Annotated in this window: 10 protein-coding genes; 3 read left to right on the top strand and 7 right to left on the bottom strand. The window is 66.5% G+C overall.

Features of this window, described 5'->3' with window-relative positions; genetic code table 11:
• Window position 1: 1 nt before the first annotated feature.
• Complete coding sequence (uvrA, locus tag CGU34_RS01880; protein ID WP_036295875.1) at window positions 2–2,887, bottom strand: excinuclease ABC subunit UvrA; 2,886 nt, start codon at window positions 2,885–2,887, stop codon at window positions 2–4.
• 94 nt (window positions 2,888–2,981) lie between these two features.
• Window positions 2,982–3,422 (bottom strand): MarR family winged helix-turn-helix transcriptional regulator, encoded by a 441-nt coding sequence (locus tag CGU34_RS01875; protein WP_036295873.1) that lies wholly within the window; start codon window positions 3,420–3,422, stop codon window positions 2,982–2,984.
• Between the two features lie 37 nt (window positions 3,423–3,459).
• Here CGU34_RS01875 and CGU34_RS01870 point away from each other — a divergent pair, with 37 nt between their 5' ends.
• Window positions 3,460–3,684: a hypothetical protein gene (locus CGU34_RS01870; RefSeq protein WP_036295871.1), complete on the top strand. Its 225-nt coding sequence runs from the start codon at window positions 3,460–3,462 to the stop codon at window positions 3,682–3,684.
• A gap of 97 nt (window positions 3,685–3,781) precedes the next feature.
• On the opposite strand, the gene uvrB is transcribed toward CGU34_RS01870, so the two are convergent.
• Entirely contained in the window at window positions 3,782–5,866 is a 2,085-nt protein-coding gene (uvrB, locus tag CGU34_RS01865) for an excinuclease ABC subunit UvrB (protein ID WP_036297335.1), read from the bottom strand.
• A 76-nt stretch (window positions 5,867–5,942) separates the two neighbouring features.
• The gene (coaE, locus tag CGU34_RS01860) at window positions 5,943–6,545 is read right to left on the bottom strand and encodes a dephospho-CoA kinase (RefSeq protein WP_036297337.1); all 603 of its coding nucleotides are present in this window, start codon (window positions 6,543–6,545) and stop codon (window positions 5,943–5,945) included.
• A 590-nt stretch (window positions 6,546–7,135) separates the two neighbouring features.
• Here coaE and CGU34_RS01855 point away from each other — a divergent pair.
• Window positions 7,136–7,942: a response regulator transcription factor gene (locus tag CGU34_RS01855; RefSeq protein WP_232711489.1), complete on the top strand. Its 807-nt coding sequence runs from the start codon at window positions 7,136–7,138 to the stop codon at window positions 7,940–7,942.
• A gap of 74 nt (window positions 7,943–8,016) precedes the next feature.
• Here CGU34_RS01855 and CGU34_RS01850 read toward each other — a convergent pair whose 3' ends face one another.
• Genes CGU34_RS01850 through CGU34_RS01840 form a run of 3 tightly spaced genes read right to left on the bottom strand, consistent with a single transcriptional unit; the run spans window position 8,017 to window position 12,509 of the window.
• Window positions 8,017–9,183 carry a hypothetical protein gene (locus tag CGU34_RS01850; protein ID WP_036297339.1) on the bottom strand — a complete coding sequence of 389 codons (1,167 nt, stop codon included), beginning with the start codon at window positions 9,181–9,183 and terminating at the stop codon, window positions 8,017–8,019.
• On the bottom strand, window positions 9,183–10,823 hold the full coding sequence (locus CGU34_RS01845; RefSeq protein WP_232711488.1) for an ATP-binding protein: 1,641 nt from the start codon (window positions 10,821–10,823) through the stop codon (window positions 9,183–9,185). Before CGU34_RS01845 ends, CGU34_RS01850 begins: the two co-directional genes overlap by 1 nt.
• Window positions 10,824–10,874: 51 nt before the next feature.
• The gene (locus CGU34_RS01840) at window positions 10,875–12,509 is read right to left on the bottom strand and encodes an MFS transporter (RefSeq protein WP_100813088.1); all 1,635 of its coding nucleotides are present in this window, start codon (window positions 12,507–12,509) and stop codon (window positions 10,875–10,877) included.
• Window positions 12,510–12,571: 62 nt separating this feature from the next.
• On the opposite strand from CGU34_RS01840, the gene CGU34_RS01835 reads away from it, so the two are divergent.
• Window positions 12,572–13,294, top strand: coding sequence for an SDR family oxidoreductase (locus CGU34_RS01835; RefSeq protein ID WP_051513232.1), 723 nt, complete (start codon window positions 12,572–12,574; stop codon window positions 13,292–13,294).
• The last annotated feature ends 90 nt before the right edge of the window (window positions 13,295–13,384 follow it).

Here is a 13,384-nt window from a genome sequence, read left to right as displayed (position 1 = left end):
GCTACCCCGCCTTGCGCTGCTCGCGCTGTCCCAGCACCTCCGCCAAGAAGGCGCCGGTGAAGCTGTTCTCGTTGCGGGCCACCTGCTCGGGCGTGCCCGTCGCGACGATCTGACCGCCGCCGGAGCCACCCTCGGGCCCGAGGTCGATGACCCAGTCCGCGGATTTGATGACATCCAGGTTGTGCTCGATGACGATGACCGTGTTGCCCTTGTCCACGAGACCGCCCAGTACCTCGAGCAGGCGCCGGACATCCTCGAAGTGCAGGCCGGTGGTCGGCTCGTCGAGAACGTAGATGCTGCGTCCATTGCTGCGGCGCTGCAGTTCGGTGGCGAGCTTGACGCGCTGCGCCTCTCCCCCACTGAGTGTCGTGGCGGACTGGCCGAGACGGACGTATCCGAGCCCGACATCGACCAGTGTCTTGAGGTAGCGGTGGATCGCCTGGATCGGCTCGAAGAAGTCGGCCGCCTCTTCGATCGACATCTCCAGGACTTCGGCGATGTTCTTGCCCTTGTAATGCACGGCGAGGGTGTCGCGGTTGTAGCGCTTGCCGTGGCACACCTCGCAGTCCACATACACGTCGGGCAGGAAGTTCATCTCGATCTTGATCGTGCCGTCACCGGAGCACGCGTCGCAGCGTCCGCCCTTGACGTTGAAGCTGAAGCGACCGGGCTGGTATCCGCGCACCTTCGCCTCGGGGGTCTCGCTGAACAGCGTGCGAACGCGGTCGAAGACGCCCGTGTATGTCGCCGGGTTGGAGCGCGGCGTGCGGCCGATCGGGTTCTGGTCGACGTGCACGACCTTGTCGAGATCGTCCAAGCCCGTGACGCGTGTGTGCTTGCCGGGAACCGTGCGGGCGCCGTTCAGGCGTGACGCCAGCACCTGATACAGGATGTCGTTGACGAGCGACGACTTACCCGAGCCGCTCACGCCGGTGACGGCGGTGAGTACCCCGAGCGGGAAGTCCGCGCTCACGTTCCGCAGATTGTTCTCGCGCGCACCGACGACCGTGATCTTGCGATTCTTGTCGATCTTGCGGCGCTTGCGGGGCGTCGGGATCTCACGGCGCCCGGCGAGGTAATCGCCGGTGAGCGAATTCTCGTCGGTCAGGAGCGCCTCATACGGGCCGGAGTGGACAACCGTTCCGCCGTGCACGCCGGCCAGCGGCCCGATGTCGACGACCCAGTCCGCGGCCTGGATGGTCTCTTCGTCGTGTTCGACGACGATCAGCGTGTTGCCGAGGTCGCGCAGGGTCTCGAGCGTTCGAACCAGACGACGATTGTCGCGCTGGTGTAGCCCGATCGACGGCTCGTCGAGGACGTAAAGCACGCCGGTCAGGCCCGAGCCGATCTGCGTCGCGAGTCGGATGCGCTGAGCCTCACCACCGGAGAGCGAACCGGCCGAGCGACCGAGGTTCAGGTAGGTGAGTCCGACCTGCAAGAGGAAGTCCAAGCGCACACGGATCTCGCGCAGGACCTGCGCCGCGATCTTCGCTTCACGATTCGTGAGCTGCAGCGTCTGCATGAACTCGTAGGCATCGGACAGGCTCAGCCGTGTGACATCCGCGATCGAATGGCCGTGCACCTGTACGGCCAGCACCTCGGGCTTCAGGCGGGCGCCGTCACACACGGGGCACGGGACTTCGCGCAGGAACTCTCCCCAGCGGCCACGCTGCGTGTCGGACTCCGCCTGCAACCACTGGCGCTCGATGTAGGGCACGACGCCCTCGAACCCAGAGGCGTAGCGCATCTCGCGCCCGTAGCGGTTCTTCCACTTGACGGTGACCTTGTAGTCCTCGCCGCGCAGGACCGCCTCGCGGACCTCTTCCGGGAGCTTCCGCCATGGCGTATCGAGCGAGAAGTCCAGGTCGCGGGCGAGACCCTCGAGAAGGCGCTCGTAGTACTGGAAGAGTCCCTTGCCCTGAGTGGTCCAGGGGACGATGACACCTTCTCGGATCGACGCGGACTCGTCGCCGAGCAGCAGATCCACGTCCACCGCCATCCGGGTGCCGAGCCCCGAGCACTCTGGGCACGCGCCGAACGGCGCATTGAACGAAAACGTCCTCGGCTCGATCTCGGTGAGTTGCAAGGGGTGACCGTTGGGGCACGAGAGCTTTTCGGAGAAGCTCTGCCAGGCTTCGTCGCCCTCTTCGTCAACGAAGTTGACCTGCATCACTCCGCCCGCGAGCCCCAGCGCGGTCTCGACGGAATCCGTCACACGCCCGAGGATGTCGGGACCCGCCACCAAGCGGTCGACGACGACCGCGATGTCGTGCTTGTAGCTCTTCTTCAGCGCCGGCGGCTCGGACAGTTGGATCAAGTCACCGTCGACGATCGCGCGAGAGTACCCCTTCGCCCCAAGCTCGCGGAACAGGTCGACGAACTCGCCCTTCTTCTGGGTCACGATGGGAGCGACGATCTGGTAGCGCGTACCTTCGGGCAACTCGACGAGCTGGTCGGCAACCTGCTGAACCGTCTGTCGTTGGATGACCTCGCCGCACACCGGGCAATGCGGTACGCCGATGCGCGCCCAGAGGAGGCGCAGGTAGTCGTAGATCTCGGTGATCGTGCCGACCGTCGACCGCGGGTTGCGGTTGGTCGACTTCTGGTCGATGCTGACGGCCGGGCTGAGGCCCTCGATGAAGTCGACGTCGGGACGATCGACCTGACCCAGGAACTGGCGCGCGTAGGCGCTCAGCGACTCGACGTAACGACGCTGCCCCTCGGCGAAGATCGTGTCGAACGCGAGGCTCGACTTACCCGATCCGCTCAACCCCGTGAAGACCACCAGCGAATCACGCGGAATCTCGAGGTCGACGTTCTTGAGGTTATGAACCCGAGCGCCTCTGACGCTCAGTTTCGACGACGTAGCAACGGGGACGATAGGCACTCGTCAAGTGTAGGAGCGGCCACCGACACCGGCTTCGCGGTTCGCGGTGAGCGGATGTCTGAGCCCGAACGCGTGCGCACACCCGTCACTGAATTCAGGGCCTTCCGCCGCGGCCGGCGAACGGGCCGAGCGCGTCCCGCAACGCCGCAAGACGTTCCGCGTCGAGCCCAACGGACGCCATTACCTGCGTCGGCACCTCGAGGGCGCGCGTGCGGAGCGCCGTGCCCGCCGGGGTGAGCGCTATCCGCAGCATCCGCTCGTCGTCCGGTGATCGATCCCTGCTGACCAGGCCCTGCGACTGCAGGCGCTTGATCAGAGGCGACAGGCTCGCGGGCTCGAGGGCGAGTTCTTCGGCCAGCTCGCCGAGCGATCGAGGCGCGCTCTCCCACAGGGCGAGCATGACGAGATACTGCGGATGCGTCAGCCCGAGCGGCTCCAGGATGGGCCGGTAGATCGACACCACGTTGCGCGCCGCCGTGACGATCGCGAAGCACACCTGGTTGTCGAGGCGCAGCAGATCGTCGGGAGTTGGCATGCACCCAGTCTAGCGATTACTTAGTACACTAATTGTTATGACCCACAAGACCCCGCTCCGGCAACGCATTCGCGAAGCGGGCGGGCTGTACCAATGGTTCAACGCATCGCTCATCCGCGTCGCGGGCCCCGCGGCAGTCGGACCCTACGACGACGTCGCGCCCGAGCCGTCCGGTCCCGCCCCGTGCCCGATCTGCCACGCACCGATGGACAGTCACACCATCGATCGCTCCGGCCCGAAGCCGCTGCTGCACTGCCCGTAGCTGCGGGTCAGGCCGTAGCCGCGGCTCAGGCCATAACCGCGGGTCTGGCCGTAGCCGCGGGTCAGGCCGTAGCCGCGGGTCAGGCCGCGACCGCGGATCAGGCGTGCCCGGCGCGCTCCATCGCCCGCAGCTCGCGCTTGAGGTCTTGGACCTCGTCGCGCAGACGCGCCGCGAGTTCGAACTTCAGCTCCGACGCGGCTGCGAGCATCTGCGCGCTGAGGTCGCCGATCGTCGCCTCGAGCTGATCCGCGCCCTCGGCCGCGATCCCCTGGTGGCCCTTCGTGCTGAGCGATCGGGGGGTCGGCGCCTTGCCTTTCCCCCGCCCGGCCTCGCGCTTCGAGAGCATCTCGGCGGTGTCGGCACCTTCGCGCGCCAGCACCTCGGTGATGTCCGCGATGCGCTTGCGCAACGGGGTCGGATCGATTCCGTGCTCGAGGTTGTACGCGACCTGCTTCTCGCGGCGGCGGTCCGTCTCGTCGATCGCCTTGCGCATCGAGTCGGTGATCCGGTCGGCGTACATGTGCACCTCGCCGGACACGTTTCGAGCCGCGCGACCGATGGTCTGGATCAGGGATGTCCCGGACCGCAGGAACCCCTCTTTGTCGGCGTCGAGGATCGCCACGAGCGAGACCTCGGGCAAGTCGAGCCCCTCACGGAGCAGGTTGATGCCGACCAGGACGTCGTAGACACCGGCTCGCAACTCGGTCAACAACTCCACGCGACGGAGCGTGTCGACATCGGAGTGCAGGTAACGCACGCGCACGCCGTGCTCACCCAGGAAGTCCGTTAGCTCTTCCGACATCTTCTTCGTGAGGGTCGTCACCAGCACGCGCTCGTCGCGCTCGACGCGCAGCCGGATCTGCTCGAGCAGGTCATCGATCTGTCCCTTGGCGGGTTTGACGATGATCTGCGGATCGACGAGCCCCGTCGGACGGATGATCTGCTCGACGATGCCGTCCGCGATGCCCATCTCGTACCGACCCGGCGTCGCCGACAGGTACACCGTCTGGCCGACGCGGTTCTTGAACTCGTCCCACCGCAGGGGGCGATTGTCCATCGCGCTCGGGAGGCGGAAGCCATGGTCGACGAGGGTGCGCTTGCGTGAGGCATCCCCCTCGTACATCGCCCCGATCTGGGGAACGGTGACATGGGACTCGTCGATCACGACGAGAAAATCATCGGGGAAGAAGTCGAGCAGGCAGTGCGGTGCCTCTCCTGGCCCGCGGACGTCGATGTGCCGGGAGTAGTTCTCGATCCCGGAGCAGAAGCCGAGCTGCTGCATCATCTCGAGGTCGAACGTCGTGCGCATGCGCAACCGCTGGGCCTCCAGCAACTTGCCCTGACCCTCGAGCTCTTTCAGACGCTCCTCGAGCTCGGTCTCGATCGTGCCGATCGCGCGCTGCATGACGTCCGTTCCCGCGACATAGTGCGAAGCGGGAAAGATCGGGACGGCGTCCAGCTTCTCGAGGACATCGCCGGTCAGCGGATGCAGGCGGTACAGCGCCTCGATCTCGTCACCGAACAATTCGATGCGGATCGCATACTCCTCGTAGACCGGAATGATCTCGATCGTGTCACCCCGCACGCGGAAGTTGCCGCGCGAGAAGTCGACGTCATTGCGGTTGTACTGCATCGAGATGAACTTGCGGATCAGGGCATCGCGGTCGTAGCGCTCCCCCACCTGAAGCGCGACCATCGCGCGCAGATACTCCTCCGGGGCACCCAGACCATAGATGCAGGAGACCGTGGACACCACGACCACATCGCGCCGCGACAGCAGCGAGTTGGTCGTCGAGTGACGGAGCCGCTCGACCTCGGAGTTGATCGAGCTGTCTTTCTCGATGAACGTATCGGTCTGCGGAACGTACGCCTCGGGCTGGTAGTAGTCGTAGTACGAGACGAAATACTCGACGGCGTTGTTGGGCATGAGTTCGCGGAACTCGTTCGCCAACTGCGCGGCCAGGGTCTTGTTGTGCGCCAGGATCAGAGTCGGCCGCTGCACCTGCTCGATCAGCCACGCCGTTGTCGCCGACTTGCCCGTACCCGTTGCGCCGAGCAGCACGACGTCGGTCTCGCCCGCATTGATGCGCTGAGCGAGATCCGCGATGGCTGTGGGCTGGTCACCCGAGGGCTGGTACTCGCTGACGACCTCGAACGGCCGCACGCTGCGCGTGGTCTGCATGCTTCGAGCCTAAGCGGGGGCTCCGACACCGGCTCTGCTGTTCGCGCTCCGCGCACGCCGGAGAGGAGCGGCGGAATCAGGATGCGACGCTCAGCCGCTCCCAGAGGGCGTCCGTCTGCTCGAGTGTGTGCTCGATCGTGCCGGCCGTATCGATGACAACGTCGGCGATGGCGAGCCGCTCGTCGTCGGAGACCTGCGATGCGATGCGACGCGCGGCTTCGTCTGCTGTGAGGCCGCGCTCCGTGACCAAACGGGCGGCACGCACGTCCGCCGGTGCGTGCGCAACCACGACAAGGTCCCAGGGGTCGCCCGCCCGGGCTTCAGCAAGCAGTGGAACGTCGTAGACCACCACGCCGTCGGGATCCGCCTCGCGCGCCTCGGCGAAGCGTTCCTGGGATCGGATACGGACGGCGGGATGGACGATGCGGTTGAGTCGAGCGACAGCGGCATCGTCGCCGAACACGATGGCACCGAGCGCCGCGCGATCCAAAGATCCGTCAGACCGGATGACGTCGGTGCCGAACGTTTGTGCAATGTGCTCGAGCACTACGGATCCAGGAGCCTGAACCTCGCGCACGATGGCGTCGGCATCGACGATGACGGCACCGTGTTCGGCAAGACGACGGGCGATCGTCGACTTGCCCGCCGCGATGCCTCCCGTGAGTGCGATAAGGGGCATGGATCGAGCATGCCATGCCCGAAAGCGACGCGAGCACGCGACCCCGCAAACCTCAGGATCGGCTCAAGACGCGACCTGAAGACGACCCTGAGCGCGGACTGAGCCGCCCTTGAGACTCACCCCCTAACGTCATATCTGTCGCACCGAGCGGGTCGAAGATGAGGACCGCGAGCCGCGACAACGTACGAATAAACAGCACGAGAAAACGACGCGGGGGGCGTTGGATTCTCGGGCAGCAGTAAAGAGAAGAGCGAGAGCCGGGGGGATCTCGCTATTCGATACATCGGTGCCGGCGCCAGCCGTCCGACCACGTCGCTCGCGACCGCATGCCTCTGAGTCCTGACGGGTTCAGCACGCCATGCAACGACACACGTCTGGGGAGACGTCGAGCACAGGGACTGGACGGCGGCGGGCCCGTATGTACCAACTCGTCGCGCGCGAGACCACCCGAATCGGTCTCAGCCCGCGGCATCCACCCCTCGACAGTTAGGACACGAATGCCTGGGGAAGCATTCAGAAGAGTCTTCTGGGATATCATCACCGAAGTCAGCGCACCTTCCGTCACGCGTGCCTGGCCAGGAGGGGTGTTGGTGTCGAACTCGGGCGTCGCGGTGGTCATCGAGGACGACACGGACATACGCGTGCTGATCTCGCAGGTCCTCGAGCAGGCCGGATTTGTGGTGCACGCGGCATCCTCTGGCATGGACGGGATCGAGCTGGTTCGAGAGCACCAACCGGTCGTGACGACCCTCGATGTCAGCATGCCCGGAATCGACGGCTTCGAGACGGCCAAGCGGATTCGCGAGGTCAGCGACACCTACATCGTCATGCTCACCGCCCGTGCCGACGAGATCGACACGTTGCAGGGACTCCAGGCCGGGGCTGATGACTACGTCACGAAGCCTTTCCGCCCGCGAGAGCTCCGAGCCCGCATCGAGGCCATGATGCGGCGACCGCGCACCGCGGCACCGGCCACGGTCACCCCCATCGAGTCAGCGCCCTCCGCGGTGGCCGCGGCAGCAGCGGCGAACAGCACACCGACCGCTGCGTCGCAACAGGATGACTCCGACGGATGGTACGAGCACCGCGGTCTTCGCCTTCATCCCGAGATGCGCATCGCCATGGTCGACGGTGCAGAAGTCGAATTGACGCGCAGCGAGTTCGACATCATGGCGGACCTCCTCTCGGCCGGCCGCCGTGTCGTCGGCAAGGACGACCTCGCACTCATGCTCCGTGGCGAACGATACGCGGGCGGGAGCGGCTTCGTGAGCGAACACGATGTGCGCGCGATCGAGGTACACGTCGCGAACCTCCGGCGCAAGCTCGGCGAATCTGCGGCGAAGCCGCGCTGGATCGAGACGATCCGCGGCGTCGGCTACCGCCTGACATCTGCCTGATCACTATCGGCGCCTGAACTTGTTCGGCGCCTGAACTCGTTCGGCGTCTGAACTCGTTCCGTGCGGGCTCGGACTCAGACGGCGCCGGCGATCATCACGGAAGCATCCGGACTCGAAGCCGAGCGCACGGCCGCGTCGTTCGCCGCTGTCAACAGCGCCTCCGAGTCGTAGCCCGCGATGTCGCTGACAGCGATGCCCACACCGAGAACGGGAACCACCGACGTTCCGATCGACCCGAAGTCGTCCAGCAGACGACGGTGTATCCGGCTTGCGACGCGGCGCGCGTCCCCAATCGAGGACGGTTGCAGAGCGATGACGATGCCCGTCGATCCCGCGTGGCCGACGATCGCCGAGGTGGGCGCGTAGCGACGCGTACCGACCCGCCACGCGTGCGCGATGTCCTGCGCCTCGACGGTGCCGAAGGCGGTCGCGATCTGGGGCAGATCAACGAGTCGGACCGAGATCACAGCGATCCGCTCGCTGAATGCCGCGGCCCGGTGTGTCAGGTCGCCGAACAGCTTGGCGAACGACTCGTCGTCGTACAGCCCGTCGGAATCCAGGAGCAGGGTCGTGCTGTCGCCGCGCCCGCGCAGGCGTGCCTGCCCGGACCGAAGCACCGACATCGACACGACGGCCACGATCGTCAGGATGATGGTGAGGAACGACGTCGTGATCGATCCGAACCACGTCAGGAAGAATTCATCCGTCGGGCCTAGCAGCGCGAAGACGATGGAGCGTGCGACGTAGTACAGGCTCTGCGCGCCGAGCACGAGCGTCAGCGCGACCGTGGAGGCACTGCGCCCCATCGCCGCACGACGCGACTCGACCGCACCCAAGCCCGCCAGGACGGCGAGAGCGATGAACATCACGAGCGCTCCCGCCCAGTCCCCGCCGTCCGGTCCTGCGACGAGGGTCGCGATGAACGCCGCAGCGGCAGACCCCGCGACGATCCATGCGGAGACTTTCAACGAGCGACCGTTGTAACTGCGGGACCCCACCCATAGGCAGCCTGTTCCCACGACGAACGACGCGTTACCGATCGCGATGGCGAGTCCCGCCTCGCCCGAGGCGACCCAAGCCAGGTAGCAGAGGGTCGTCAGGATGGCCGCGATGAAGGCGAGCGACCAGATCCGACCGGCGCCCGTGTCGCGTCGCAGCACGGTGTCGAGGACGAACTGCACCCCCGCGACGACCACGACGACCGCCGTGCAGATCGAGATCGAGAACATGTCGAAGACCATCAGGCTTCTCCCCGCGGGTCGGTGGCGGGCAGTCGGACGATGAACGTCGCTCCCTCGCCGGCTCGTGTCTGGACGGTGATCTCGCCGCCGGAGGCGCGCACGATGTCTCGCGTGATGGCGAGCCCCAGCCCGCTTCCGTGCGTCGTCGTCTTGCGGACGGCATCCGCGCGGAAGAAGCGCTCGAACAGACGCGGCAGCTCCTGCTCGCTGATACCCGGGCCGTCGTCGCGGACGATGATCCAGGCGTGCAGGCCGTCGGAAGTGAGACCCACCTCGATGTGACCACCGTCGTCGTTGTACTTCACCGCGTTCGAGAGCAGATTGTCCATCACCTGACGGATACGGTGCGGATCCGCATACGCCATCGCGGGTTCGACGCCGGAAGCATCGATCGTGATGCGTCGCTCCCCCGCCGGAGGAATGACCGCCTCGATCGACGCCATCACCACCTCCGCCAGATCCGACATCTGCGGTGTGACGGTGAGGTCCACGCCCTGTCGGGACGCTGCGGACACGGTGAGGATGTCGGACACCAGTTCGAGCAGACGGGTCGCGTTGCGCTCGGCGACCTCGAGGCTTCGTCGTGCCGTCGGCGCGAGGGAATCTTCGTCCAGGGCGAGGTCGAGGTATCCGATGATGGACGTCAACGGCGTGCGCAGCTCGTGCGATACGGATGCCACGAGGTCTTCGCGCGCACGAAGGGCGAGCTCTTCCGTCGTCACGTCGCGAGAGATCACGATGGTGCCGGCATCCTGACCGTTGACGTCCTGGATGCGACGAGCGGTCATGCTCAGCGCGCGACGGGAGTCGTCACCCGGTTCGCCGTACCAGACCAGCTCGTTCTCGAAGAGCTCGCCTGCGCGAGCGCGGGCCAGGGGCATCTCGTCGGCGAGCATCCGGGTGACGCCATCCGCGCCGAAAGCGGCGGCTTCTGCACCCTTGGACCTCGCGCGTTGAAGCCGAGCGTGCGCCTCGTTCGTGACGGCGAGCGAACCGTCCGGTGAGATACGGATCACACCGAAGTCGACCGCGTCCAGAGCATCCGTGACGATGTCTTCCTGGCGCCGCGCTCGCTCGACCGAACGCTCCAGGTTGCGGGTCTGTTTGTCGAGCAGCTCGCGCTGAGCCCACGAGCGACGTGATGCCAGGTACGCGATGGTTGCGACAGCTGCGACCGAGACCGGCAACAACAGAGTCGTCGCGGTCAGCACATTGCTCGGGCTGATCGCGAGCAGGACCCAGAAGAGTGCCGAGACGCTGGTCACCGCGAGCACGGTTCCGATGAGTCCGTACATGTAGGCGATCCACATCGCCGGGAACGCCCACAGCAGCCCCAGTCCGGACTCGGGCGAGGCGTAACGCAGGATCGCGATCGCGACGATGTCCGCTGCGGGGATGACCGCGGCCACTATCGGGGGGAACCGGTTCCAGGGCACGACGAGAGCGGCGCCGGTCGCGGCGAACACGACGACCATACCCAGCACCAAGGCATCGATATCGCCAGCTTGGCCAAAGGCGATGATCACCAGCGCACCGAGCAGAACGATGCTGGCGAGCAGAACCTGATTCTGCAGCACCGTGCGTTCGCGAACACTGTCGTGTATACGCGACCGACGCGCTAGTGCGGCGTCGGAGGTCATTGCTGAAACTTACCGCGCCGGGGGCCGCCGAAGTGCGAGCCACGCAGACCGCTACCCCCGCTTCGGCGCAACGAAATCCCTCGAATCTGGCGTGACCGACGCGTCCTGCATTTCGTACTGGGCCACCAGCTCGCGTTCCCGGGCATGCGGGGGAAGGAAGAACGCCACCAGGCACGCGCCGAGTGCGATCGCGATGGCGCCGACGAGGTAGGCCGCGAGAGCGCCCGAGACCAGGCTGTGACTCGCCGCGGCGAGAATCTCCGTCTTGTACTGCGGGTACTGATCGGCGACGTGCAGCGCCGAGGCGAAGGATGCCTGGAGCGCCCGCGTGACGCTGTCGCTGATCTGCGAGGCCTCGGAACTCGCGGCGATCGAACGCGCGAAAGCAGCCGCGAAGCCGCTCGCCAGAATCGCGCCGAGCAGGGCCTGCATGATGGAGCCGCCGAGGTCGCGTTGCAGATCGGAGGTCGCAGAGGCCATGCCCACGCGACGGACGGGCGTGCTCTCGGTCAGAGCGCGTGAGGCGGGCGTCATCGCGAACGCCGCTCCCGCACCGATCACGAGGAATCCGAAGCCGATCAGCGGGTACGGCGTCTGTTCACGCCAGAAGAGCATGGTCACAAATCCGACGAACACGAGCGCGTAACCGACGAGCATCGTCACCCGAGAGCCGTGCGAGGTGACCAGGCGCGCCGAGATCGGGGCGATCGCCAGCAGTCCGAGGGCCGCGGGAACGACCGCGAGCCCGGCCGCGAGGGTGTTGTATCCGAGGATGTTCTGCAGAAACTGCTGACCGACGAACATCGCCCCCATGAGCGAGCCGAACACGATGGTCCCGGCGGCGGCCGGCACCCAGAAGAGGCGCCGCCGCGCGACGCGCAGATCGTAGAGCGGATGCTTCGTCACGGCCTGACGCCACCCGAACAGCACCAGCAGAACCAGTGCCGCGACGAGCAGGACCGCGCCGGTGAGCACCTGACCGGGCGCGAAGACCATGCTGATGCCGAGCACCAGCGCGGCGATGGCGAGAGTTGCGAGCACCCCGCCGCGATGGTCGACCGGGTCGCTGGATTCCTTCACGTGAGCGGGCACGAGGATGACGACGAGTACGAGCGCCACGGCCGCGAACGGCAGAGCGAGCAGGAAAGCCGACCCCCACCAGAAGATCTGCAGGAGAAGACCCGCGAGCACCGAGCCGACGACCGTGGCCATGGCGCTGACGCTCGACCAGAGGGCGATGGCGCCGGTGCGTTTCGGACCGTTGGCCCACAGCGCCGTGATGAGCGAAAGTGTCGTCGGGTACGCCATCCCCGCGGCGATCCCCGTGAAGATGCGGGCGACGATCAGGAGCTCGACAGAGGGCGCGAAGGCCGAGAAGAGACTCGCCACGAGCGTGAGCGCAAGCCCCAGCATCAGCAGCTGTTTCCGGCCGTAGCGGTCCGCCAAGGCCCCCAGGTAGAGCACGGACATCGCGAGCCCGAGCGAACACCCGAGCGCCACGAGATTCAGGGATGTCTGACCGGCACCGAACGCGTCACCGATGTCCGGCAGCGCGATGTTCGCTGCCGCGAGGTTGATGTTGCATACCAGCGCCGCCAGAATCAGCGCGGCGAGCACCAACGGTGCGCGCCGGGGGGTGTCCGCATCCGGAGAAGCGGGGGCGGACGGCGGTACGGCATCGGTCATGGCATCACGTTATCGCCCGCCCGCTCCCGTCATTGCGCAGACCGGTCGCGTATACAGGTTGCATGAGTGCACAATCAGCCCCCGCATCCGATTCCCGTCCTCTCGCTCTTGTGACGGGCGCCTCGGGCGGCATCGGCGGTGCGATCGTGCGGGACCTCACACGCACGCACCGTGTGATCGCCGTCGGACGGGACGTCGATGCGCTGACGCGGCTGGCCTCCGAGACCGGAACCGAAACACAGGTCGTGGAATTGACCGATGCCGCGGCGGTCGAGCGGCTGGCGGCCCGACTGGATCGTCTCGATGTTCTCGTGCACGCCGCCGCAATCGCCGACGTTCGGTCGGTCGAACAGGCGACGGAGGACGACTGGGAACGACAGCTGCGTATCAACGTCATATCGCCCGCGCTGCTCACTCGGGCGACGCTGCCGCTCATTCGTCGCGCCCAGGGCACGGTCATCTTCATCGGGTCGGGATCGGGCACGCGACCATCGGCCGGCAGCGCGATCTACACCGCCTCGAAGTTCGCCCTCCGCGCGATCGCCGATGTGCTGCGCCTGGACGAGCAAGAGCACCGCGTCCGCGTCGTGACGGTCGCGCCGGGACCGACGGATACCGCCATGCAGCGCACCATGGTGGCAGAGGCCGGCGGCACGTACGACCCCGAGGTTTACATCCGGCCGGAGTCTGTCGCCCGCGAAGTGCGGCACGTCGTGGACGCACCGGCCGATGTGCAGATCACGGATGTCGCGGTGCGGCCCCGCGTCGAGGTGCGCCGGGGCTGAAGCGAACGCCGCAGGCGTTTCGACTCGGCCCTTGGGGCCTCGCTCAACGACCACAGGGGCCGAGGCCCGAAGGCCCCGACCCCTGTCGGT

This window comes from Microbacterium lacus, from assembly GCF_002812805.1.
Taxonomy (GTDB): Bacteria; Actinomycetota; Actinomycetes; order Actinomycetales; family Microbacteriaceae; genus Microbacterium; species Microbacterium lacus_A.
This window is presented reverse-complemented; position numbering and strand designations above follow the sequence as displayed.